General features: G+C 36.4%; 18 protein-coding genes and 1 tRNA gene. 9 read left to right on the forward strand and 10 right to left on the reverse strand.

Features of this window, described 5'->3' with window-relative positions:
- The first annotated feature begins 151 nt into the window (after window positions 1-151).
- Both HPSH112_RS07550 and nusA read left to right on the forward strand, forming a co-directional pair.
- Window positions 152-1,312 (forward strand): aminotransferase class V-fold PLP-dependent enzyme, encoded by a 1,161-nt coding sequence (locus tag HPSH112_RS07550; protein WP_001051185.1) that lies wholly within the window; start codon window positions 152-154, stop codon window positions 1,310-1,312.
- 87 nt (window positions 1,313-1,399) lie between these two features.
- Window positions 1,400-2,587: a transcription termination factor NusA gene (gene nusA, locus HPSH112_RS07555; RefSeq protein ID WP_000411655.1), complete on the forward strand. Its 1,188-nt coding sequence runs from the start codon at window positions 1,400-1,402 to the stop codon at window positions 2,585-2,587.
- A 226-nt stretch (window positions 2,588-2,813) separates the two neighbouring features.
- Here nusA and HPSH112_RS07560 read toward each other — a convergent pair whose 3' ends face one another.
- From HPSH112_RS07560 to recG, 5 genes are all read right to left on the reverse strand, one after another.
- A complete protein-coding gene (locus HPSH112_RS07560) occupies window positions 2,814-6,377 on the reverse strand; it encodes a DUF7149 domain-containing protein (protein WP_000568904.1) in 3,564 nt (1,187 codons plus the stop codon).
- A 105-nt stretch (window positions 6,378-6,482) separates the two neighbouring features.
- On the reverse strand, window positions 6,483-9,398 hold the full coding sequence (locus tag HPSH112_RS07565) for a type III restriction-modification system endonuclease (protein ID WP_000693684.1): 2,916 nt from the start codon (window positions 9,396-9,398) through the stop codon (window positions 6,483-6,485).
- Between the two features lie 2 nt (window positions 9,399-9,400).
- On the reverse strand, window positions 9,401-9,982 hold the full coding sequence (locus tag HPSH112_RS07570; RefSeq protein ID WP_000990460.1) for a hypothetical protein: 582 nt from the start codon (window positions 9,980-9,982) through the stop codon (window positions 9,401-9,403).
- Window positions 9,979-11,355 (reverse strand): site-specific DNA-methyltransferase, encoded by a 1,377-nt coding sequence (locus HPSH112_RS07575; protein ID WP_014662296.1) that lies wholly within the window; start codon window positions 11,353-11,355, stop codon window positions 9,979-9,981. Before HPSH112_RS07575 ends, HPSH112_RS07570 begins: the two co-directional genes overlap by 4 nt.
- Window positions 11,356-11,397: 42 nt before the next feature.
- Window positions 11,398-13,263 (reverse strand): ATP-dependent DNA helicase RecG, encoded by a 1,866-nt coding sequence (recG, locus tag HPSH112_RS07580; RefSeq protein WP_001158333.1) that lies wholly within the window; start codon window positions 13,261-13,263, stop codon window positions 11,398-11,400.
- A gap of 81 nt (window positions 13,264-13,344) precedes the next feature.
- On the opposite strand from recG, the gene HPSH112_RS07585 reads away from it, so the two are divergent.
- Both HPSH112_RS07585 and HPSH112_RS07590 read left to right on the forward strand, forming a co-directional pair.
- Window positions 13,345-13,689 (forward strand): hypothetical protein, encoded by a 345-nt coding sequence (locus HPSH112_RS07585; RefSeq protein ID WP_000837020.1) that lies wholly within the window; start codon window positions 13,345-13,347, stop codon window positions 13,687-13,689.
- 3 nt (window positions 13,690-13,692) lie between these two features.
- Window positions 13,693-14,328 (forward strand): outer membrane protein, encoded by a 636-nt coding sequence (locus HPSH112_RS07590; protein ID WP_000668049.1) that lies wholly within the window; start codon window positions 13,693-13,695, stop codon window positions 14,326-14,328.
- Here HPSH112_RS07590 and HPSH112_RS07595 read toward each other — a convergent pair.
- Complete coding sequence (locus HPSH112_RS07595; RefSeq protein ID WP_000767499.1) at window positions 14,325-15,077, reverse strand: exodeoxyribonuclease III; 753 nt, start codon at window positions 15,075-15,077, stop codon at window positions 14,325-14,327. The two genes, HPSH112_RS07590 and HPSH112_RS07595, sit on opposite strands and share 4 nt — an antisense overlap.
- A 99-nt stretch (window positions 15,078-15,176) precedes the next feature.
- On the opposite strand from HPSH112_RS07595, the gene HPSH112_RS07600 reads away from it, so the two are divergent.
- A tRNA-Phe gene (locus tag HPSH112_RS07600) sits at window positions 15,177-15,252 on the forward strand.
- 2 nt (window positions 15,253-15,254) lie between these two features.
- Here HPSH112_RS07600 and HPSH112_RS07605 read toward each other — a convergent pair.
- Complete coding sequence (locus HPSH112_RS07605) at window positions 15,255-16,688, reverse strand: hypothetical protein (RefSeq protein ID WP_000751670.1); 1,434 nt, start codon at window positions 16,686-16,688, stop codon at window positions 15,255-15,257.
- A gap of 219 nt (window positions 16,689-16,907) precedes the next feature.
- Window positions 16,908-18,275: a chromosomal replication initiator protein DnaA gene (gene dnaA, locus HPSH112_RS07615; protein ID WP_000380573.1), complete on the reverse strand. Its 1,368-nt coding sequence runs from the start codon at window positions 18,273-18,275 to the stop codon at window positions 16,908-16,910.
- A 152-nt stretch (window positions 18,276-18,427) separates the two neighbouring features.
- Here dnaA and HPSH112_RS07620 point away from each other — a divergent pair, with 152 nt between their 5' ends.
- From HPSH112_RS07620 to thyX, 4 genes are read left to right on the forward strand one after another with little or no spacing between them, the layout of a single operon-like run.
- Entirely contained in the window at window positions 18,428-18,964 is a 537-nt protein-coding gene (locus HPSH112_RS07620; RefSeq protein WP_014662167.1) for a nucleoside phosphorylase-I family protein, read from the forward strand.
- Window positions 18,965-19,010: 46 nt separating this feature from the next.
- Window positions 19,011-19,250: a DUF2443 domain-containing protein gene (locus tag HPSH112_RS07625; RefSeq protein ID WP_000461845.1), complete on the forward strand. Its 240-nt coding sequence runs from the start codon at window positions 19,011-19,013 to the stop codon at window positions 19,248-19,250.
- Window positions 19,251-21,044 (forward strand): glutamine--fructose-6-phosphate transaminase (isomerizing), encoded by a 1,794-nt coding sequence (glmS, locus tag HPSH112_RS07630; protein ID WP_000334329.1) that lies wholly within the window; start codon window positions 19,251-19,253, stop codon window positions 21,042-21,044.
- A gap of 21 nt (window positions 21,045-21,065) precedes the next feature.
- Window positions 21,066-21,692 carry an FAD-dependent thymidylate synthase gene (thyX, locus tag HPSH112_RS07635; RefSeq protein WP_000451953.1) on the forward strand — a complete coding sequence of 209 codons (627 nt, stop codon included), beginning with the start codon at window positions 21,066-21,068 and terminating at the stop codon, window positions 21,690-21,692.
- Between the two features lie 336 nt (window positions 21,693-22,028).
- Here the strand turns inward: thyX and HPSH112_RS07640 are convergent, their stop codons facing one another.
- The gene (locus HPSH112_RS07640) at window positions 22,029-23,174 is read right to left on the reverse strand and encodes a restriction endonuclease subunit S (RefSeq protein ID WP_001094783.1); all 1,146 of its coding nucleotides are present in this window, start codon (window positions 23,172-23,174) and stop codon (window positions 22,029-22,031) included.
- A gap of 8 nt (window positions 23,175-23,182) precedes the next feature.
- The gene (locus tag HPSH112_RS07645) at window positions 23,183-23,938 is read right to left on the reverse strand and encodes a hypothetical protein (RefSeq protein WP_000362654.1); all 756 of its coding nucleotides are present in this window, start codon (window positions 23,936-23,938) and stop codon (window positions 23,183-23,185) included.
- Window positions 23,939-23,964 lie beyond the last annotated feature (26 nt).

Here is a 23,964-nt window from a genome sequence, read left to right on the forward strand (position 1 = left end):
CAAACTCTATGGAAAAAGTTCCGCTCACTCAATAAACTCATTAAGATACTCTTAAGGATTTTAAAAAAGTAGTTTTATCAAAAATTTAGCGAGTTTAGTTTAAGATAACGCTTTATTTTAACTCTCAAAAAGGAATCAAACGCACTCCACTATGGCTAAAGAAACGCTCCCAATAACCCCGGATCTTTTGAAAAGCCCTTATCAAAAAATCATCAATGCGAGCACGAGCGTTTTTGATGAAAACCATGGGCGATCGTTTTTTAGCGCGCAATTTTATGAAACAATTGAACCTTATTTAAAAGAAGTTTTAACCCATCCCATTGATTTAGAATGCGATTTAAACACCGCTAAAAAAAAGAACCGCTTAACCCCTTTAAAAAAGCTTTTCAAAGCGTGTTTTGACACCGAAGAAATTTTGGTTGTCAATAACAACACCAGCGCGATATTTCTCATTGCTAACGCTTTAGCGCAAGAAAAAGAAATCGTTGTTTCTTATGGCGAATTAGTGGGGGGGGATTTTAACCTTAAAGACATTTTGTTAAGTAGTGGGGCCAGGCTGCATTTAGTGGGAAACACCAATCGCGCTTATTTAAGGGATTACCGCTTAGCCTTGAATGAAAACAGCAAAATGCTATTTAAAACCCACAACCCCCATTTTAAAAAAGACACGCCCTTTAAAGATTTACAAACTCTAGCTAAAGAGCATGATCTCATTGATTATTACAATTTAGGGGATGTGGATTTGTTAAACAGAGCGGCTTTAGAAGAAATTTTAGCTCTCAAACCATCGCTTTTAAGCTTTAGCGCAGATAAACTCTTTAACAGCGCGCAAGCGGGCATTATTATGGGGCAAAAAGAATGGGTTGAAGCGTTAAAAAACCACCCCCTTTATAGAGCCTTAAGGGTGGGTAAAATCACGCTCACCTTGCTTTTTCACAGCCTAAAAGCATGGGCAAGTCATCAAGAAGACATTACAATTCATGCGTTATTGAACCAAACTAAAGACGCATTATTGCAAAAAGCCCTCAAACTCTACGCCCTTTTAAAGCCTTTAGAATTGAATGTGAGCATAGCCTCTAGCTTTTCTAAAATAGGGAATTTGCCCGATAGAGAATTAGAATCCTTTTGCGTGAAAATCCAGCCCAAAAACACCCGCGCTTTAAATGGTGAGAAACTTTATTTAAAGCTTTTTCAAAAAGGCATTATCGCAAGGATTTCATGCGAATTTGTATGCTTGGAAGTCTTTAGCCTGAATGAAAAAGATTTTGAAAAAATCGCTCTAATCTTAGCAGAAATTCTTAACAAAGCTTAAAAATTCGCTATAATAAAATTCCTTTTAAACGCGCCATACCCCCCACAAATAGAGAATGATAGAAAATAAATTTAAAGGAACTTAAGAATGGAAAAAATCAGCGATCTTATAGAATGCATTGCGTATGAAAAAAATTTGCCTAAAGAGATGATTTCAAAAGTGATTCAAGGCTGTTTGTTAAAAATGGCGCAAAATGAATTAGACCCCCTAGCGCGCTACTTGGTGGTTGAAGAAAACAAGCAGCTCCAGCTTATCCAGTTGGTAGAAGTTTTAGAAGATAATGATGAAAGATTGATTAACGACCCTTCTAAATACATCAGCTTGTCTAAAGCCAAAGAAATGGATCCAAGCGTTAAGATTAAAGACGAATTGTCTTACAGCTTGAGTTTGGAGAGCATGAAGCAAGGAGCGATCAACCGCCTTTTTAAAGATTTGCAATACCAGTTAGAAAAAGCGTTAGAAGACAGCCACTTTGAAGCGTTTCAAAAGCGTCTTAACAGCGTTTTAATGGGGCAAGTGATTTTAGTGGATAACAATCAAAACACTTTTATTGAGATTGAGCAGCAATTTCAAGGCGTTCTTTCCATGCGCCATCGCATCAAGGGCGAGAGTTTTAAAGTAGGCGATAGCCTTAAAGCGGTTTTAACGCAAGTCAAACGCACGAAAAAGGGTTTATTATTAGAGCTGAGCCGCACCACCCCTAAAATGCTTGAAGCTTTATTGGAATTGGAAGTCCCTGAAATTAAAGATAAAGAAATTGAAATCATCCATTGCGCGCGAATCCCAGGCAACAGAGCGAAAGTGAGCTTTTTTTCCCATAACGCTAGGATTGATCCCATAGGCGCGGCTGTGGGGGTTAAGGGCGTGCGCATTAATGCGATCAGTAACGAACTGAATAAAGAAAATATTGATTGCATAGAGTATTCTAATGTGCCTGAAATTTATATCACTCTCGCGCTCGCTCCAGCCAAAATTTTAAGCGTTGAAATTAAAAAAATCCCTATAGAAGAATTGAGCGCTGAAGAAAAAGAGTCCATTCAAGAGCGTTTTATTGTCAATAACCATTTGCAAAAGGCTAAAGTGCGTTTATTAGACATTGAAAAATCTAAAGCTATCGGTAAAGGCGGGGTGAATGTGTGCTTAGCGTCCATGCTTACAGGCTATCACATAGAGTTTGAAACCATTCCTAGCGTCAAAGAAAACGCAGAAAATGAAAGCGAAAAAGAAACGCAAAAAGTAGGGGTAGAAGCTTTAGAGTCTTTGTTTAAGAATTAAGGGTATCTAAAATTCAATCTCTAAAAAAGTTTTTAAATGAGTGGTTTGCAGCTTTTATAAAAATCGTTTTTGTAAGGTTAGGATACAATCACCCCCTAGTTTTTGCTAGAGATTAGGGGGGTAATCACCTTCAAAGGATTGTCCAAAAAAGCTCGTATTATATTTAAAAATACTTTTTTAAGTATAGGGTTAAAACCGTTGTTAAAAAACCCATTAAAGGTTTCCCCTATTTAAGGGGTTTTTCTTGCCCCTCTTCAATGGTTTTAATTTCTTCATCGGTGAGGTTGTAGATCTGATAGACTAAGGCGTCAATTTCTTTTTCTAATTTTTGGGTGTTGGCTTTAGGGTCTTTTTCTTTTAGCGCTAAAATCTTATCCACTAAAGCGATAATTCTGTCTGCTGTAGGTTGGTTTGATTTTTCAAGTTCAAACATTGGCAGTTTTTCTAAGTTACCTTTATTTAATCCAAGATAGCCTCCTGACATATGTTTGTCTTTAAAGTTTTCTCTTGCATACCAACTCATAAAACTACTATTCAAAACCCCCAAAATAAGTAATGGATTGATACCACAAAAATCGTATATGGCATATATTCCAACGCCTAGGGCTAATGGAGTTTTTGTGTAATATGCTTCTATAACTTTAGTCATACCGGCGATAACTATTTTTTCATTAGTCCAAAAATCAATTTTTGTTTTAGCAACTGGAACCTTTATTGAAATATGTGGATATTTGAAGCATTTTCTCATATATGGAACTCTTGATGTATCACAAACATATTTATCTATAGATCCACTTACAGCAAACGGAATTGAATCTTGTTGAGAACCACTTTGAATATAACTAAAAATTTTTTGAGCTTCAAATCCTGTTGTTCCTGATTGAAATTTTAAACCATATTGTGCCATTGTGATAAAACGGAGATTAGCAATACTTAGCGTTCTTTCCTTTAGGTTGTTATCACTTAAATCATCTTGGCTTTCTATATAATATTCAGAATATACAGAATTGTTTTTTCCAATCAATAAAATTGGGTAAACTGATGCACTTTCAAATGTCTTTATATACGATACATCTACAATACTTCTGATCTTGTTTTCTGACTTTAATTTCTCAAAAATTGGTCTCCCATATTCTGTTGAAGTGAATTTGTTTGGGATAATCCAAGCAAAATTAGATACTTTTTGTAACCGAAGTCCCATTAAGATAAACAATATAAAAATATCATATGAACCACTAACTTCACGATATATCTGTCTATATTTCTCTTTAGTAACAGAATTATTTTTACTCAATTCACGAGTATTTATATAAGGCGGATTCCCAATGATGCAATCAAAGCCTAAAAAATCCCCCTCATCGTTCAACACTTCAGGGAATTCAAAGCGCCATTCAAGGGTTTTGGAATTTTTTAGATTTTCTAGCGTTTCATAGCATTCTTTGATTTTAATGAGTAGTCTGTTCGCTTCAACGCCTATGGGGCTTGGTTGCTTTTTTGTCAGTGTAGGATTAAATCTATAGTTATTTTTCCTTGCGATCTTTAGCATTTCCATGCCAAAAGCTGCGCTAATATCAAAAATCCCATCGCCGTATTCACTTATAAAAGCCTTGAGCGTTTCTTTAAGGTGTTTGTTTGCTTGGTGTTGCTCGATAAAATAGTTGATGATAAGGGATTTGAGTTTAGCGATATTTTGTAAGATTTTAGCTTTTTCTCCTAAACCTTCTTTATAGAACATTACAGAATTTTTGTATTCTTTGATTTCGGCTTTGAGATTTTTAGAAAACTCTAGCGTCTGTCCTATGGTGAGCTTAGAATTTAAGGGGAAGTTAAAGATCAAGCTGTTACCGCACTTAATGTTAATATCAATGTTGGGGAGGGTTTCAAGCGCGTTAGTGTTTTTGCCCTCTTCAAAAATATAATAGCTGTATTTTAAAAGCTCTATCCATAGCCTGAGCTTGGTGATTTCGCAAGAATTGGGGTTAATATCCACGCCAAAAAGGCAGTTTTCAATGATGGATTTTTTAAGTTCAAAAAGTTCTTTTTGGATGTGGTGGTGGGGGTCGTTTTCGCTATGCGCTTTGGTGTAGTTAAAGATTTCACCCGTTTGCGTGTAATGAATGATGATTTCATCGTTTTCTAATCTGAGAGAGTGGCGATACAAGGAAGTAATAAGCTCTAGCTCATAAGCAATCCACACCATTTCATTGAGCGCTGAAACCAAGAAATGCCCGCTCCCCACCGCCGGATCGCAAATGCGTAAAGTGAGAAGAAGTTGCAAGTATTCTTTGCGTTTATCCTTTTTATAGCTTTTGAGGTAATTTTTTAATTCTTCTAAATCTTCACATTCTATATTATATTTTTGATTGAATTTATCCAACACGATTGGCGTGATACTCTCTTTACACATGTAGCTTGTGATAAAGCTTGGGGTATAAAAGCTCCCCTCTTTATAGCCGTTGAGTTTTTCAAAAACAAGCCCTAAAACGCTAGGGTTAATCAAACGGCTTTCGCTGGTATCCTTATTATCTTTAATGTCTTCAAGGGTGGTGGTGAATTTATAAAAATGCAAAAATTCAAAAAGGTATTCCAGCAAGGGCAAAGGTTTTAAATCTTTTTGATAATTTTCATGTTTTTTGAGAACGGATTTAGGGTGAATCTCTAAAGGCTCGTTATTGAGCAATTTGATTTCATGCCCATTTGATTCTAAAGGCGTTTTATCAAACAAACTGGAATTCAAATAAGGGATTTTTCCTGAAATCTTGTCTTCTTTTTCTAAGGAACGCTCGTTATTTTTCTTGGCTAAAACTTCAAAAAAGAGGGTGTTTAGGGCGTTGAAATCTTTAAAGTTTTCTATGGTTAAAAAAGGTTCTTCAAAATGCTTGAAAGAAATTAAAAGGCTTTCTAAAAGCCGTAAAAACAAGATGCGGTTATTCCAAGCGATGAGTAACGCCATGACTTCTTCATCGTCTAAATTATTGTATTCTTTTTTTAAAGCATCGCTTAGGGAGTTTTCGGTGCGGCTGGGCTTGATTAAAATTTTCCCTTTGTCATTTTGCTCCTCTAACCCTAAAATATAGAGCAATTCTTCATAAAAATCTTTGTTAAGCGTGTTAGCGTCAAGGGTTTTCCTTTGCTTTAAAAGGACTTCGTGGCTCAAAACTTGGTAAATCAAAGGGAGTTCTTTAGGATTATAGCTGCTCAAATTAAAGTGAGTGTAGCGGAGTTCGCCTTCAAAATCCTTTTTTAAATATTCCTCTAAATCGCTGTAGAATCTTTTGGTGCTAGAGTCTGTGCCTTCTTTTTTAACGCAATCTTTATGGAGTTTTTTGATTTTTTTATCGTTTTGGAAAAGGTTGAGCAAATCCTTACAATCAAAGAGGAAAAATTCATGCGCGTTGCAAATAATGGCGTGTTTTAGGGAGTTGTTGTTTTCTATTTCTTCTAAAAAATAAAAAACCATTTGACAAAAGGCTTTACTGAGCGGGTTTTCTCTGTCTTTGGGGAATTCGTTCTTATTGTTTAGGGCTTTGGCTTCAATAAGCACCCAAGCTTCTTTACCCACATAGATCGCGCTATCCACTTTTTTATTGGTATTGCATTCATAGCCATAGGTATTTTCTAAAAACTTATTGATTTTATTTTTTTGAAATTCTTCACTCTCTTGTTTTTTTGCGTTTTCTAATAAGCTGTTTATTTCTTCTTCAAAATTTTCTATAGTTTCCTTTTTGGGTTCTTGGGGATTGTATTTTTTAATAAAATCCTTGAGCGAGATGCGAGCGAACTCAATCATAAAACGCCTTTAAAATGGGATAAAAACGATTATAACAAAAGCGCCATGAATTTTAAATAAAACGCTTTTCTTTAAAATTGTTCCATGTGAAACATTAGGGTAACTCTAATCTTTACGATTTAAAACTTCATTAATCAACGCGCTTAATTGATCTTTTTTAATTTTGGTTTTGTATTCAATATTCACGCCTTGCTTTTTTAAAGCTTTAAAAAATTTCTTAGCGGTTGAAATTTTCCGCTTTTCTTCTTCGCGCAATTCGCTTTCATTTTCAACCCCCTTAGTTTCTACCACTAACAACACTTTTTTATCGTTATTTTCAACCACATACCCAAAATCAGGGCTATAAGTTTGATTTAACCCTATCGGTATCTTAACCCTAGGGAGCTTGCCAAAAACAATGATTTTAGTGTCGTTAGATTCTTCAATCGTGTCTTTTTCAATCTCGCTCTCCACTTGCATGAAATTTTCATACAGGCATTTTTCTTGAGCGCTTGAATTTTTAATTTCATATTTATCCCCCCTCAAACTCCCGTCTAAAAATTCTCTAATTCCACCTTTTTCATCATAAAACGCATCGTTTTTTCTGTTTTTAATCGTCGTTTCGCGCATTTGATAGGAAATTTTATCTTTAATATTTTGATAAATAATTTCCAAAAACAGCTCTTCTAAACGCCTTAAGCTCTCTTGTTCGTTTTTTTTAATTAGCTCAAACTTGTTTTCATCAATGTTTTCCAACACTTTAGCCACGCTTTTAAAACTCAATTTCACCTTATTAGACAAGGCGCTGATAAATTCATGCAAGCTCCACACGCATGCGCTTTTTCGCTCAAAACTCTCTGTTTTAGCGTCATTTCCCATAGTTTCTACTTTTTTATGAGTCGTAACCGAAACGATTTTTGATTTGACATTAAAAGAAGAATCGATCTTTTTGACAATCTCATCAATCAAGCTCTCGCTATCAATGGCATAAGCGATCCGGGCTTGATGATTCAAACCCTCCCATAAGGTTTCAAATTTTTTAAAATTTTCTTTATTGATTTTGATTTTTTCACTCTTTCGCTCGTTTTTGTTCCTCACTCTAAAATGGCCCACTAAACGATCTTTTAAAAAATCTTTTAATTTTTCAAGATTCAGGTATTTCTTGTCTTTTAATTTTTCAAGTTCTGGCTCTTTTTCTAAAAATTCGTTTTGATTGAGAGTGAGTTTAAAGTTTTCATCATCTGTTTTTTCTCCAAAACCCAAACCCTCTAATGTTTCCAATAAAAACCCGTAATACCCTTTTCCAACAATGCCGCTTTTTTCTAACTCTTCTGCACTAAATGCTTGTTTAATCAAGCTATGTTCGCTTATCTCTTGCTGGATCGCTCCCACAAAATCCCCCTCAACTTGCGGCACGATCACCACCAATTCATTGACAAAATCAAAATCAGCATGCTCTTTAGTGATGCGTTCGCCCTTATCATTCACAGCGAGCCTTAACCCCCTACCGATTTGTTGCAATTTAGTGATATTGGAATGGCTAGGGGCTAATTTGCAAATCGTCATCACATTAGGGTTATCCCACCCCTCTTGCAACGCCCATTGCGAAAAAATAAACCTGAGATCGGATTCAAAACTCAGCAATTTTTCTTTTTCTTTTAAAATGAGAGCGATCACTTGGGCTTCATCGCTCTCTTTCTTGCTTTTAGCAAAATACCCTCCATGCACTTTTTGAATATTGTCTTTGGTGCGTTCTAAATACGCTCTATAATTTTCATCTAAATCTTCTTTTTTTAAGACTTCTTCAAGCTTTTGCTGGTAGAGTTTTTCAAATAAAAGGGCTAATTTCGCCGGCTTTTCATTCTCGCTTAAATAGCTATTCACCCCGCTAATAAACACCATGCACAAGGCTTTAATCCCCTTTTTAAAAAGCCCTTCTTCTCTTTCAAAATGGCTTTTTATCGCTTCTTTCAGCATCACTTCTTGCTCGCCCTCTAAAAGATGAGAAAAAGGCTCTTTTTGATCCAGTAACAAATTAAAGCCATTGAGAAAACGAATCTCAGTTTTAGTGATGTTTTCTACAATGCAATCTTCTAAAGCGCTGATTTGAGTTAGCGTGCCTAAATTATCGTGCCTTTTGACCTTGACGCTTTGAGTTTTATTTTCTAAATTCGTGTAGTTAATTGCAGCTTCATAGTCGTTTTGTGTCTTTACAACCCCTTTAAGCTCTAAAAAATACTCGTTACTCTCCCCCACAGACGCCACGCTAATGCTTTTCACTAGGGCGCAATCAAACGCTTTTTTGCTATCTAGCGCGTAAATCAAATTCTTATAATCATCTTTAAAAGTCGCCCCAAACCTGAGCGTGATTAAAGCGTTTAATTGTTCCAAATATTTTTTTGTTTTATCGCCTAAAAATCGGTGCGGTTCGTCCATGATCACTACCGGGCGGATACTCGCTAAAGCTTGCATGTAACTTTTTGCGCCATTGAATAGATGCGTGTTTTCTAAACATGATTTATTAATAACATTACCCTCTTTATTGAAGGCAGAAAAAGTCATCACCAACACGCAGCATTTGTGATTGCTCGCTAGAATAAAGCTCCTTATATCTTCATAGCTTTCCAAATGCGTAGAATACTCGCTTTTAAAAAATTCTCTGGTGATTTCAACGCTCTTTAAAACCCCTAATTTAATGGCGTTGCTTGGCACTAAAACGATAAATTTTGACAAATGGTAGTTTTGGTGCAAGGCATAAACGCCTTCCAAAAAGCAAAAGGTCTTCCCGGTGCCTGTTTCCATTAAAATATCGCAGTTTAACGACTTGTCAATCCCCACGCTTTTCTGGGTTATTTTTTGCTCTGATTGCAAATTTTGGATATTTTCTAATAAAAGATCTTTGAGTTCCCCTATTTCAAAAACAGGGTTAGAAATCCTTTGAGCGTCATTTTCTGGCTCTCTCAAATAGATCCCCTTAAACACCCCTAAAATTTGATTCAAGCATTTTTCTTGATAATCCAATCGTTTGAATTTGATTTTCATCTCTACCCCCTAATCTTTAAATCGCCACTCTCTAATTTCAAATCCAACAAATTACTGCCCAATTCCAAACACAGCCTATCGTTACTGATAGCTGGCATATACACGCTAATTTTTTCCACCCCTTTATCTTTCAAGTTTTCTAAAACTTCGCTCATTTCTATATCCCCCACAATGAAAGCCGTATTTTGAGCCAGATACAAGGCGTTTTCAATCAAGCAAGTTATAGGGGTGGTGAGCTCTAAATTCTCACAGCATAAAAGATTGGTTAAAATCGTTTGAGTTTCTCTTTTTTTTGGGTTAGAATAAGCGAATAAATCCTTTTGATTGGCTTCATCGAGATTTTTATCGTTCGTTTCATCATCAATGATTTCAAACGCTCTAAACCCCACATCTAAATACGCGCAAGCTTCTTTGATTTTGGCCCCCGCTCTTTTAATCCTTTCTTCGGTGATGTCAAAAATGCTCGGGGAGGTGGATTTTAGGGTGTTTAAACAAAAATCATGCGCACTTTTGTTTTTCTTGGGATCAATTTTTTCATCTAATTGGACGAGAATGAACTGTCTTTCTTTAAATGCAGCGTTCAAGCCATTAAATGACCCCCCCCCTCACTTAATTTTTGATAATCGCTCTTATTACTCTCCAACACGGCATGCGCGGTTGTCCCGCTCCCGGCGAAAAAATCTAAGATGATGTCGCCTTTTTCGGTAGTTTGATCTATGAGAAAACTTATCAATTCAACAGGTTTAGAATAATCAAAAATATTCTTAACATTAAAAATTGATTGCAACTTTTTATTTGACATATCATTAGAGTATTTATTATCTAAAAATTCTATACTTGAAATATTTTTAGTGCGGTTAAAATATTCTATTTTATAAGGCTTGCTATCAGATATTTTAGCCTTTGTGTAAGTTTTTGTATAAATTCTATTGTTTTTAACTTCTACAAAACCATTAGCCAATCCAAAGTCAAATTTTGCTTTGCTCCAACGCCAAACCCAATCAATCGTTCCAAAATTACCTTTTTGTCTTTCAGTATAAGTTTCCAATCCGCCAGCATAAAACTTTTCATTACTAATTACAATTTCATAATCCATTTTTTTATTATATTGAAGTGAATTGTAATCCAAATTTTGATTTAATTTATACCCACCTCTTTCATTGTAAAATTCATCTTTTAAAGGGTAATCGTTTTCATCAATATCAATCTGTTTAAAATTGATATTATTCTTTTGATAACACAAAACATAATCATGATTTTTAGCGATTTGATTAGTGGATTTTCCTGCTTTCTTTGTTAATCTTGGCATTTCAGCCACAAAATTCCCCTCCCCAAAAATTTCATCGCATAAAAGTTTGAGTTGGGCGGCTTCGTTATCGTCAATAGAAATGAAAATCACGCCGTCTTGTTTGAGCAAATCTTTAGCGAGCAACAATCTAGGATACATGAAACTAAGCCACCCGCTATGGCATTTTGACCCAAAAAGATTCTTGATATAATCCAGCTTTTCTTTAGAATAATCCAATGTTTTTAAAATTTCTTCGTTGGATTGCGAAAAATCATCGCCATAGATAAAATTCTCATTTTTAGTGTTGTAAGGCGGATCAATGTAAATCATTTTGATTTTTTCGCTATAACTTTGTTTTAAGATTTTGAGAGCGTCTAAATTATCGCCCTTGATGAGAATGTGCTTGCTAGTGGATTCGTTTAAGGGCTTTAAAATCTTATTATTTTTCTTAAAAGCTTGATTTAAGGCGATTTTCTTACCCACAAAATCTAACCCATAGCCCTCTTCTTTTATCTCGCTAAAATCCCCTAGTAACGCTTTTAATCTTCCCACATTTAGCGTGAGCTTGTTATCATTTTCCACACTCAAGCAACCGGGAAAATAACGATTAAAAACCTCTAAATTTTTTTCCTTAACGCTTTTTTCTCCATAAATTTCTTTATTTTGCATCTCTATCCTTTTTTTAAATGATTTAAATTACCCGATTCCACCTTAACTTTCAAATGTTCCCCGTGAAACGCTTCTCAAAAAATCCCGTTTCACTTCAGCGATAATGTTTTCATCTTTGGCTAAGTCAATGTATTCAAAACTATTCCCGCTCTGCTCCCCGCCCTGGAGCAAGTCCCCGCTTTTTCTGTATTCTAAATCCAATTCAGCGATTTTAAAGCCGTCTAATTCATCAGCAAATTTTTCTAATCGTTCGTTTTCTTCTTGGATCGTGCATAAAAAACAATAGCCTTTCAATCCGTTACGAGAAACGCGCCCTCTTAACTGGTGTAAAGTCGCTAAGCCTAACCTTTCGGGCGCTAAAATCACCATCACGCTCAATCGTGGTAAAGAAATGCCCACCTCAATGAGCGTAGTCGCTAAAAGAATGCTCCCGGACTCTCTAAATTCTTCAATCACTTCTTCTTTATTTTTATCCTGCCCTGAAGTGGTATAAACCTTTTTAAAGCGTTTTTGCCAAAAACTCGCCCCCTCACTGAGCGATAAATACGGGATTTTTTCGCTTTCATTCACCAGCGGATAGACGACAATGACTTGATGGTTTTTAGCGATTTCTTCGCTGATTTTTTCCATCACTATTTTAAAATCTCTTTTATGCAAAACTAAAGTTTCAATCTCTTTAGGATAAGGGATTTCTCTAATCATGGTCGTTTTCACGAACGCGCTTTTGGCTAGGGCAAGCGTGCGAGGAATGGGGGTAGCGGAAAATTGCAAGGAATGGGGTTTATTGCCCTTACTGCTTGCCATTTTTTCTAATTGGTAGCGTTGCTTTGTGCCAAATCGGTGCTGCTCATCAGTGATCACTAGAGCGAATTCATTCAAATCGCGCTTATCAAACAACAACGCTTGCGTGCCTATAACCACATGCGTGATTGTTTCAAACAAATGATTGGATCGCTTCTTGTGGCTCCCGCCAAGCAGTAATTCCACTTCAAAATAAGGGGGTAAAAATTTTAAGGCTTCGTTATAAAGCTGTTTAGCGAGAATGGAAGTGGGCGCCATTAAAAGGGTTTTATTAGGGTAAGCTAATACCATGCTCGCTAAAATCACCATCGTTTTCCCGCACCCCACATCGCCTATAATCAAACGCTTGCACGCTATAGGGCTAGCAAGATCGCTTTGGATTTCTTTAATGGCGTTTTGTTGGTCGTTGGTGAGTTGAAAGGGTAAAGAAGCAATAAACGCTTTCAAGCGCTCGCTGTTATTGGGGCATGCGATTTTAGCATTGAATTGCAATTTTTTGCGCTCTAAATTTTTCATATAAAAAAGCATTTCAATGTATTTTAATGCGTTTAAATGTTGTGAAGAAAAATTTTTATGAGTTTCAAAATCCTTGACAAAATGCGGCGTGGGGAAAAAGATTTCTAACAATAAATGCGCGATATTCTCTTTAATGCCTTCCTTTTTTAAATTCTCTAATGAAATGAGTTTTTGTAAATTTTCTTGTATTTTTTTATGATTTTTAACTTTTTTAAAAATTAAAGAAATTTTTCCAAATTCGGTAAGGACTTTAGGCGTGTTAATGATATAAGCCTGATTAAAAGAGCTTTGCTCTAATTTACCATAAATGAACAAACTCTCGCCGGTTTTAAACTGGTTGTGATGGAATGCGCTGTAATTGAAAAAAACAAGCTCTAAATTTTTGTAAAATCGTTTGGAATAGGCAAAAATCTTTAAAACTTTGGCGTAGTTTCTTTTATCTAAAATATCCACTTCTAAAACGCCACTCAAGCCCAGTTCAAAATGTTTTAACAGATTTAAATCTTTATAGCCTTTGGGCGTATAAACAAGCAAGGCTTCTAAGAGCGATTTCACATTCAATGTTTTTAATAAATTAGCTGTTTCTTGCAATTTGTTCTTACCCTAGCCAATCCTTAATCATTTTTATGATAAGATAATCAAATTATACATTGACTTAAGGAAATTTAATTGATGAAATCTAAAATCACTCATTTTATCGCCATCTCTTTTGTTTTAAGCCTGTTTAGTGCATGCAAAGATGAGCCTAAAAAATCGTCTCAATCGCACCAAAACAACCACCAAACCACTAAAAAGACGCAAAACAATCAAGCTAATAACGATGTGGAAAAAATTGAACATGAAGAAGATAATGAAAAAGCCACCAAAGAAGTGAATGATTTGATCAATAACGAAAATAAAATTGATGAAATCAATGAAGAAAACGCTGATCCTTCGCAAAAAAGAACGAACAATGTTTTGCAACGAGCCACTAACCACCAAGACAATCTCAACTCCCCACTCAACAGGAAATATTAAAGTTTGAAATTTTTTTCAAAGGATTTATTTAAAAAAGTAACCCCCTTATTTTTAAGCGTTTATTTTTTAAACCCTACCATTATGCAAGCTAAAAGCCGTTTTTATGTGGCTTCTCAATATCAGGTAGGGAAAATGATCATGAAAAAATACAACGATCTTAAACGCACGATTGAAGGGGCAAGCTTTTCTTTAGGCTGGGAGATTAACCCCACCAATTACTGGTTTTATTCTCGCTATTACTTTTTTATGGATTATGGGAATGTCATACTCAATAAAAGAACAGGCGCTCAAGCGAACATGTTCACCTATGGCTTTGGGGGGGATTTGATCGTGGAATACAATAAGAACCCCTTGTATGTTTTTTCCCTTTTTTATGGCATGCAAGTTGCCGAAAACACATGGACGATTTCCAAACACAGCGCGAATTTCATCATTGACGATTGGCGTAGCATTCAAGGGTTTTCGCTCAAAACTTCCAATTTCAGGATGTTGGGTTTAGTGGGGTTTAAATTCCAAACCGTGCTATTCCACCATGACGCTAGTATTGAAGTGGGGATCAAATGGCCTTTTGCTTTTGAATACAACTCAGCCTTTGTAAGGCTTTTTTCTGTCTTTATTTCGCACACTTTCTATCTTTAAACCAATTCTAACCCTACCGGGCAATGATCGCTCCCTAAAATATCTTTATAGATTAAAGCGTCTTTTAAGCGCGTTTTTAAAGGATTAGAGCATAAAAAATAATCAATGCGCCAACCAATGTTTTTATCCCTTGCTTGTTGCATGTAACTCCACCAGGTGTAAGCCTTTTCTTTGTTAGGGTAAAAATAACGGAAAGTGTCAATAAAACCGGCGTTCAAAAGCTCGTTGAATTTCCCTCTCTCTTCATCGCTAAAGCCCGCATTTTTTCGGTTTGTTTTAGGGTTTTCTAAATCAATTTCATTGTGAGCCACATTCAAATCCCCGCACACAATGACAGGTTTTTTTAACTCTAAAGCTTTTAAAAATTTTCTAAATTCCACTTCCCAACTCATGCGATAACTAAGCCTGGATAGGGCTTGTTGGGAATTAGGGACATAAACATTCACTAAATAAAACGACTCAAATTCGCAAGTTACCACGCGCCCCTCTTTGTCATGCTCTTCTATATTGATACCATAGCTCACGCTTAAAGGCTCTTTTTTAGTGAAAGTTACCACCCCAGAATAGCCCTTTTTAATCGCGCAATTCCAAAAATCAAAATACCCTTTAAATTCAAAGGTGTTTTGATCTTGTTGCATTTTAGATTCTTGAATGCAAAAAACATCCGCATCAACGCTATTGAAAAAATCCATAAAGCCCTTAGTCATGCAAGCTCTTAACCCGTTCACATTCCATGAAATCAATTTCATTGTAATCCTTGTTCCTTTTTGAGTAAATTATATTTTTTAGTCATTTTTTAAAAATTAAGCTTTATTTTACCTTTTTTATGTAATAATTGTCTTTTGCTTGGCTTGATAGCTCAGTCGGTAGAGCAGAAGACTGAAAATCTTCGTGTCGGTGGTTCGATTCCGCCTCAAGCCACCATCTTAAACTTCGTTGAATAAATAATTCCCCTTTTTGACACAAACAACACGAGAGTTTTCAATACTCAAAGGCGTGCTTTTGGCTCGTGGTTGCTCTTCTATTTCTAAAACCATGCACACCCCTTCTTTAAAGCGCACATGGTTTTTAACCCATTCTTTGTATTCACTGCTTTCTTTGACTATATCGTTTAAATAATGCCCCTCATACACTTCCACAAATTCCATGAACTTTTCATTCAAATTCAATTCATTGCGCGTTATTTCGCTTTTTCGTGTGGAAGAATAAGCTAGTTCGCTGGTTTCATAGAAAGTCGGCTCTGTTTGATCGTCTTGTTTGGGGCGCTCATATACAGCTTTCACTAATTGCGTGGTGATTTCATACTCGCTCTCCCACGCTTGTTTTAAAGGCTCTTCTATCAGATAGCATTGCCTAGTCGTGCCGTCTTTTCGCGCTCTGGCCCTTTTGCATTTTTCTGTAGAGCTTCTGGCTTGGAGGATGGTAAAATTGTTTTTAGCTTCAAAAGTTTGCGGCTCTTCTAAAGGCTCTGTTTTTTGAACAGAGATTTTAGTATAGGGGGTAGTGATTTTACCGCTTTTATTTTCAGCGTTGCTGTAATCGCAAGGGGTAATGTCTGTCGCAGTCTGTTTGTTTTCATCAACGCGCTTTAAAATGCTTGGGCGATAGGCTTGTAAATTTTCATCATCATAGACCCACTTCCCGCACGCAAATTCTCTAACATTAGGATCTCTAACGGCTTGTTTTTCCGCATTATCCCTATTCTCATTGCTTTCATTGTGTTCATTAATATCAGCGTTAGGGGTGTTGTTAGGGAGCGTTTTTTCAGTGGGTGGCGTTACAAAGAGGTTGTTTTCTTGATCTTGTGAAGAATGCTTTAAAGGGGGTTTAGTGTCGTTTGTTGGCGTTTTAACTTCATTAGCGGAACTTGTTTTATTAGGAGTGGCTAAAGGCTGTAAAAGGCTGTTTTTAGGGTTTTTAGAGTCTAGTTTGGACTCTGGGTAAGAAAAGTTTTGAAGAGGTTGTTGCGATGGAGTGGGTTTGTTTTGTGGTTTTTGTATGGGCGCGTTTAAAGAAGGCATTTGGTGTGACTCTTTCAATTCTTTTGAAGAAAAAACAATTTGGGTGTTTCTGGGAATAGTAGGGCGGTTGGGGTTTAAGGTCGTTTCTAAAGAAAGTTTTTCATCAAGGGGTTGATAGACAATTGCAGTGGATATGTGGGTGATAGTGAGCGTGAGTTTTTTGTGTGGGGAGATATTATAAACGCCTAAAACTTGTCTTGGTTCTTTAGAATCAAGGACTTTAGCTTTAAAAGTGCCTTTATGCGGCGAAGTTTTGATTTCTTCTAAAAGCTCGATCACAAGGGCTTGAAGAGGGTTAGAGAAAGTCAGAAAGAAAGACAGACAAAGGGTTTTTTTCATGTTGATTCCTTTTTATTTTGGATTATAGCTTAAAAAAGGGTTTAATAAAAGTTATAAATAAGTTATAGATAGGTAACGCTTTGATTAATAATAGTTAGTAACAGTAGTAGGGGCGTGAATGAATGGAATGAAAAATGAAAAAGCTTTAAAGACGCGCGTTTTTAGGGGGGTTGTGGGATGTAAAAAAAGTGAATGAAACGCTTTTTGATAAGCCTTTTTTCATTCACTTGAATTGAAAGCGGTTTTTTTGTCGTTCAATTCGTTCAGGCGGTTTTTGATTTCTTCTCTAAGGCTTAAGATAAAGGGGCTTTTTTCTTCTTCAAGCATTTTTTTAACGCTAGAATGCATTTTAGAAATGCTTGAATGATCCTTTAAATCCAAAAATTGAGCGAGCGAGAGCGTGGGGTTAGGGGTATAAAGCCTGGCGAAATACACGACTAATTTTCTCGCTAGAGCGACATTTTTTTGGCGCGAAGAGATTTTGATTTCACTGGATTTGAGATTTAGGCTTTGCGCGACAGCGATCAAGATATTTTCTAAGCTTGAGCCTTCAGCATGATCTTTTTGCAAATCTTCTAAAACGGTTTTAGCGAGGTTCAAATCAATGGGAGCGTTCATTAAGTTCGCATTCACGCTGATTTTAATGATCGCGCCTTCCATTTGGCGGATATTGTCGCTGATGTGTTGGGCGATGTATTCCATCACTTCTTCAGGCAAAGTGATTTTATTGAGCTGGCATTTTTGTTTGACAATGGAAAGTTTGGTTTCTAAATCAGGGGGCATGACTTTAGCGGTTATCCCCCATTCAAAGCGCGATTTTAAGCGATCTTCTAAGCCGGCGATGTTTTTAGGCGATCGGTCTGAAATCAATACGATTTGTTTGCTGTTGGCGTGCAATTCGTTAAAAGTGTGGAAAAATTCTTCTTCTAGCTTGGGTTTTCCTTGCAAAAATTGGGCGTCATCTAACAAGAAAAAGTCGCAATGGCGGTATTTTTTTTTAAAAGAATCCATGGTTTTGTTGTCTAAATGCTTCAGGAAGTCTGTCAAAAAATCTTCTGAAGTGACTAACACGACTTTTTTATGCTTTTCTAGGGCATGGTTACCGATAGCGTTTAAAATGTGCGTTTTGCCTAACCCTGTGCCGCCATAAAAAAGCACCGGGTTATAAGGGGGGGTATCGCTTTGGGCGACTTTTTTAGCGATTTCATAAACGGTGTTATTGCATGAGCCTACGACGAAATTTTCAAAAGTGTAAGAGTCTTTGACGCTCGTTTTTACCGCTTTGTAATTGATGTTAGGTTGAGCGCTAATTTGGATTTTAGGCGCTACTTCAATACGCACATCCACGCTATGGGCTAAATGCATGCCGACTTTATTCTGACTTAAAATTTCTTTAAGCAACGCGCCGTGTTTAGCCGTAATCCAATTGCATAAGAGCATGTTAGGGGCATAAAAAAAGGCAATGTCGCTCTTGCTCGCATTAGGGTTGTATTTGAGCTGGCTCAAGCAATTTTCATACTCTATGAGGCTAACTTTTTGTTTGATTAGCGCCAAGATTTCTTTTTCAATATTGTTGTTGGTATCCATGGCGTTATTATAGCGTGAATAAGTTGTGAATGAAAAAGGAATAACATGTGAATGAAATGTGAATGAAGCCTTAAAATTAAGGTGTTTCTTTTAAGGGTTTGTCTATAATGCTTACTCATAATAATCTAATAGATGCGAAAAAAAGGATTTTCATGCTGCTTTGCGCTGGAAGGAATGAAACTTTAAAGGGAGCGATTCCTATTGGTGTGGGTTTGATAGAGAGCGCGATTAATTTAACGAGAATGTGCCTAAAAAACCCTGATACAGAAAGCCTTATTTTTATAGGGAGTGCGGGGAGTTATAGCCCAGAAATTGAGCTTTTAAGCGTGTTTGAAAGCGTTTGTGGCTATCAGGTTGAAGAGAGTTTTAGCCATTTAAACAGCTACACGCCTTTGGATAATTTCATTCAAATAGAAACCAAAGAGGAGGCTCTTTTTAAAAGGGTGTGCGTCAATAGCAGTAACTATATCCACACCAGCGAAATATTTGCTAAAAAAATGGCTCAAAAGGGCGTTTTATTAGAAAACATGGAGTTTTTTAGCGTCTTAAGCGTGGCTAGGGCGTTTTCTTTGAAGGCTAAAGGGATTTTTTGCGTGAGTAACTATGTAGGGCTTAATGTGCATAAGGAATTTAAAGAAAACCACGCTAAAGTCAAACAAATTTTAGAAGACACGCTCAAAAGCTTATAAGAATACTTTAGCTATCATGGAACATTCTAAAATTAAAGGCGGTTGAATGTTTGAAAAAATACGCAAGATTTTAGCGGAGATTGAAGACTCGCAAAATGAAATTGAAATGCTTTTAAAATTAGCGAATTTGAGTTTGGGGGATTTTATTGAAATTAAAAGAGGGAGCATGGACATGCCAAAGGGCGTGAATGAAGCGTTTTTTACGCAATTAAGCGAAGAAGTGGAGCGATTGAAGGAGCTTATTAACGCTTTAAATAAGATCAAAAAAGGGTTATTGGTGTTTTAAATGTGCGGGATTGTAGGTTATATAGGGGATAGCGAGAAAAAATCCATTCTTTTAGAGGGTTTAAAGGAATTAGAATACAGAGGCTATGACAGCGCTGGTTTAGCCGTATTGAGCGCTGATCGTTTGGAAGTGTTTAAAACTCAAGGGAAATTAGAAAACCTTACGCTAGAGCTTAAAAATAAAGAGTTTTTGGATTTTGGCGTGAGTATCGCTCACACCAGATGGGCCACGCATGGCAAGCCAAGCAGCGCAAACGCCCACCCGCATTTCACAGAAAATTTAGCCTTAGTGCATAATGGCATCATTGAAAATTACGCCGTTTTGAAAAAGGAACTAGAAGAAAAGGGGCATGCGTTTTTAAGCCAAACGGACACGGAAGTGATTGCACATTTATTAGAAGAAACGCTTAAAAGCGAGATCGATTTATTGAAAGCCTTTGAAAAAAGCATCAGCCTTTTACAAGGGAGTTATGCGGTTTTAATGCTCCATAAAAGGGCTAAAGAGAGCCTCTTTTACGCTAAATCTTCTTCGCCTTTAATCGTGGGTAAGGGCAAAGAAGGGGTGTTTTTTGCGTCAAGTTTGAGCGTGTTAGCCCCTAAAGTGGATCAATTTGTCATTTTAGAAGAAAACAGCGTGGGGCAGATTTCTTTAGAAAATTTTAAAGATTTAAAAAATATTGAAAACATGAAAGACTACGCTTTTGAGGATAAAGATTATTCTAAAGGGGATTTTAGGAATTATTTAGAAAAAGAGATTTATGAACAACATAGCAGTTTGTTAGAGTGTTTAGAGGGGCGCTTGGAAGCTTTGAATGTGTATTGCGAGATCGATCCTAAATTTTTAGAAAATGTGAGCGAGATCACGCTGTGTTCTTGCGGGAGCAGTTACCATGCGAGTTTGGCGAGCGTGTATTTGTTTGAAAGATTGGCCAAAATAAGAGCGAGGGCCATTTTAGCGAGCGAATACCGCTACGCTCATTTTAAAAGCAACCCTAATGAGCTTTTTATAGCGATTTCTCAAAGCGGTGAAACCGCTGACACTTTAGAGGCGTTAAAATTAGCCAAAGCCCAAGGGCTTAAAACCATTAGCTTGTGTAACGCTCCTTTTAGCATGATGAGCCGCATTAGCGATCGCACGCTTTTGATTAGAGCGGGGGTGGAAAGAAGCGTGGCATCCACTAAGGCGTTTTCTTCGCAAGTGATGCTTTTATGGCTTTTGAGCGTGTATATAGGCAAACAGCTAGGGACAATCTCTAAAGAAGAAGAAAGAATCCAGGCTAAAAACATGCTAAATAGCGTGAATGCGATGAAAGTAGAGCCTAAATTGCATGAAAAGATCAAGCGCTTATCCAAACGCTACTTGCATGGGCATGGCTTTTTTTATATCGGGCGCGATGTGTTTTACCCGCTCGCTTTAGAAGGAGCGTTAAAACTTAAAGAGATCAGCTACTTGCATGCTGAGGGGTATGCGAGCGCGGAGATGAAGCATGGGCCTATTGCGTTAGTGGATTCCAACCTTTTTACCATTGCTTTATTGTCTAAGCATCTGTTGTTTGATAAAACCAAAAGCAATATTGAAGAATTGAGCGCTAGGGATTCTACGATTTGCGTGTTAAGCTCTGAAATTTTAGAGATCGCTGATGATTTTATCCAGTTAGAAGAGAGCGAAAGCTACATGGAGGAATTTTTCCGCATGAATTTAGCGATGCAACTTTTAGCCCTAGAAATCGCTATGCGTTTAAATCACGATGTGGATCACCCAAGAAACTTAGCTAAAAGCGTTACCGTGGAATAAAAGCGATATAGGAGTAAGATAATGGAAGTGATTTGTAAGCACTACACCCCTTTAGACATTGCAAGCCAAGCGATCCGCACTTGCTGGCAGAGCTTTGAATACAGCGATGGTGGAGGCTCTAAAGATAAGGAATTGATCCACAGAGTGGGGAATATTTTTAGGCATTCTTCCACTTTAGAGCATCTTTATTACAATTTTGAAATCAAGGGTTTGAGCAGGGGAGCGTTGCAAGAATTGAGCCGGCACCGCATAGCGAGCTTGAGCGTGAAATCAAGCCGCTACACTTTAAGGGAATTGAAAGAAGTGGAGAGCTTTTTACCCCTTAATGAAACGAATTTAGAAAGAGCCAAAGAGTTTTTAGTGTTTGTGGGTAATGAAAAAGTGGATGCAATGAGCGTTTTAGCTTTGGAAAATCTTAGGGTTTTATTGAGCGAGCATAACATTAAAAACGATTTGGCCAAATACGCCATGCCGGAGAGCTATAAAACGCATTTAGCGTATAGCATTAACGCTAGGAGCTTGCAAAATTTATTGACTTTAAGAAGCAGCAATAAAGCCCTAAAAGAAATGCAAGATTTAGCCAAAGCCTTATTTGACGCTTTACCTTGCGAGCATCAATATTTGTTTGAAGATTGTTTGAAGCACTAGTTTTAAAAAATACCGCTTCAATAACGCTAATTCTTTAATGTTTTAAAAACGCCTTGTTTTTAGCGTTTGGTTAGATGAAGTTTTAAGGGGGTTTGTTGTAGGATTTCATCACGCCCCATAAGTTCGCTTTATGGGGCAGACCAACATTGTAAGGAGCATGTTATGCCTAAGACACATAACAAACGCTCTTGGAAATCATTATACTTTGAGTTTGCTTTTTTAGGGCTTAAAGTGATCGTTTCTGTGAAACGCTGATTTTTCTAAGAGCGTTCCCCTGAGCTTAAAAGCTTAGGGATTTGCTTTGCGAAGTGGGTTTGTCCTTGACTTTTGGGGCGTTTATTTTTTTAAAACCCTGATTTTAGCGCTCATTAAATCGTGGTTTAAAGCTTTTTTGATGTTTTCAAATTGGCGTTTTTTGTTTTTAAGGCTGGTGATCTCATTATCCAAAGCGCTTAAAATGTTAGCGATAGCGATTTGTTCGTTTAGGGGGGGTAAAAAAATAGTCTTTTCTTTATAATCTTTGAAATAAATATGCGGTATTATGCTACCGCTTGTGAAATTTTTAAAATCAAAATTAGATAACAAATAAAATAAAAACTCTGTTGTTGTTCTATGATTAGCAATTAACGCTCCCATAGTAGATAAAATATTTGTTTTAGGTGGCAAAATCCTTACTCTGCCTACACTTCCATCTTTGACAATAGAAATATAAGGCTTATCACTAATGAAAGTTGTATCTGTATAGCCTATGAAATTATTCACATCATAGACTTTAATTTTTCCTTGTTGCGTGATTTGTTCTACACTTAAATTTGATGTTAAATAGTTGGCAATATCCCCAAGCCTCACTCTTTGCCAAGCTTGATTAAAGCCTTTCAAGCGTTTTCTTTGGCTCAATAGTTCAAAACTTAAAGCTTTTTTAACGCCCTCTTTTTTAAGAATGAGAGCGTCTAATGCATAAAGATAACGATCCAAAGCGCTTAAAATGTTAGCGATAGCGATTTGTTCGTTTAGAGGGGGTAGGATAACTTTGCATTTTTTTAATTTATCCATGTTAATTTTACAAGGAATAGCTTGTAATAAAGAATTATCTTTTAATTCCTTTTGAAAAAAACTTGATTGAATAAAATAATGCAAATAGTAAGAATTAAAATATTTTGACTGCTTAATCACTGCTAGAGTTACATAGATACTAAAAGGGTAAGTCCAGCTGACAACTTTTGAAATTCCAATAGCCCCTATTCGTGTTAATAAAATATCATTATATTCAGGTTTGTTTTTGCTAGTAGCTATCAAATAATCTTGTTGTGATATAAATTTGTTAGGCTTATTATTTGCGATATTTTCTACACTAAAAAAAGCAACACCATGATGTGTGTATTGTGGAGTTTGATGTGTGCCATCAAAGATGTGAGTTATATCTAAAAGCCTAACCACTTCCCACTCTTTAGGTAAATCATAGAATGCTGTTAATGTGTTCACGTATTTTCCTAAATATATTTAAAAGAGACCACATGCTCTAATTGTAGGGTATTGTGAAAAGCGTTCTTAGGGTTAAAATCCAGCCTTAATAGCAGGATTTCAATATTTTTGACTAGCGAACTTGTTTTGATTTTAGAAGGGTTGTTGTGGAATAAGTCATTCCTAGCTTTTCGTATCAAGCTGAAAGCCTTTAAAAAATGCTCCCAAGTGCCATAGGCTGGCAAAACATGCTCGTTGTATGTTTTGTAATCTGCAAATAAGGGTTTAAAATCGCTCCAATACATTTTGATAATGGTTTTTAAAGCGCCAAGAGTGAATAAATTTAAGATTTGAAAGCCATTGTATCCTTTTAAGCTTTCTAAATGGTGGGTTTTTTTTAAGCGTTCAATCTCATGGCTAAGCTTTTTAGATAAAAACCAATCGTCAATATCCTTGCTGCTGTGTCTTTGAGCCAAAATAACCGCCATTTTAGAACGCAAAGCCGTTTCAAAAAAATGTATCCATAAAAAAAGCATGTGGTGCGTTTTAGTCCGTTTGTTGTAAAAATGCATTAAAAAATCAAAAAGGTTATTGATTTCATTTTCTTTATTGGGGTATTTTTGTAACATAATACCTAACTCCTTACTAGCGCCTATGAGATAGTCATAGTGTAACACGCTAATAGATTTTTTTAATTGATCTAAACCCTTATTTTTGAAAGCAAGGGGGTTTTTTAGGGCTAGATGCTTTAAAATACGATTAAAAACTTCATTTTCAAGATCCATTAAATTTCCTGTGCTATAATCGCTTT

Source organism: Helicobacter pylori Shi112 (assembly GCF_000277405.1).
GTDB lineage: Bacteria > Campylobacterota > Campylobacteria > Campylobacterales > Helicobacteraceae > Helicobacter > Helicobacter pylori_C.

Bases quoted from the DNA above. Each gene is read 5' to 3' on its own strand.
- HPSH112_RS07550 (WP_001051185.1), top strand. From the start codon at position 152: ATGGCTAAAGAAACGCTCCCAATAACCCCGGATCTTTTGAAAAGCCCT.
- nusA (WP_000411655.1), top strand. From the start codon at position 1,400: ATGGAAAAAATCAGCGATCTTATAGAATGCATTGCGTATGAAAAAAAT.
- HPSH112_RS07560 (WP_000568904.1), bottom strand. From the start codon at position 6,377: ATGATTGAGTTCGCTCGCATCTCGCTCAAGGATTTTATTAAAAAATAC.
- HPSH112_RS07565 (WP_000693684.1), bottom strand. From the start codon at position 9,398: ATGAAAATCAAATTCAAACGATTGGATTATCAAGAAAAATGCTTGAAT.
- HPSH112_RS07575 (WP_014662296.1), bottom strand. From the start codon at position 11,355: ATGCAAAATAAAGAAATTTATGGAGAAAAAAGCGTTAAGGAAAAAAAT.
- HPSH112_RS07585 (WP_000837020.1), top strand. From the start codon at position 13,345: ATGAAATCTAAAATCACTCATTTTATCGCCATCTCTTTTGTTTTAAGC.
- HPSH112_RS07595 (WP_000767499.1), bottom strand. From the start codon at position 15,077: ATGAAATTGATTTCATGGAATGTGAACGGGTTAAGAGCTTGCATGACT.
- HPSH112_RS07605 (WP_000751670.1), bottom strand. From the start codon at position 16,688: ATGAAAAAAACCCTTTGTCTGTCTTTCTTTCTGACTTTCTCTAACCCT.
- dnaA (WP_000380573.1), bottom strand. From the start codon at position 18,275: ATGGATACCAACAACAATATTGAAAAAGAAATCTTGGCGCTAATCAAA.
- HPSH112_RS07620 (WP_014662167.1), top strand. From the start codon at position 18,428: ATGCTGCTTTGCGCTGGAAGGAATGAAACTTTAAAGGGAGCGATTCCT.
- HPSH112_RS07625 (WP_000461845.1), top strand. From the start codon at position 19,011: ATGTTTGAAAAAATACGCAAGATTTTAGCGGAGATTGAAGACTCGCAA.
- glmS (WP_000334329.1), top strand. From the start codon at position 19,251: ATGTGCGGGATTGTAGGTTATATAGGGGATAGCGAGAAAAAATCCATT.
- thyX (WP_000451953.1), top strand. From the start codon at position 21,066: ATGGAAGTGATTTGTAAGCACTACACCCCTTTAGACATTGCAAGCCAA.
- HPSH112_RS07645 (WP_000362654.1), bottom strand. From the start codon at position 23,938: ATGGATCTTGAAAATGAAGTTTTTAATCGTATTTTAAAGCATCTAGCC.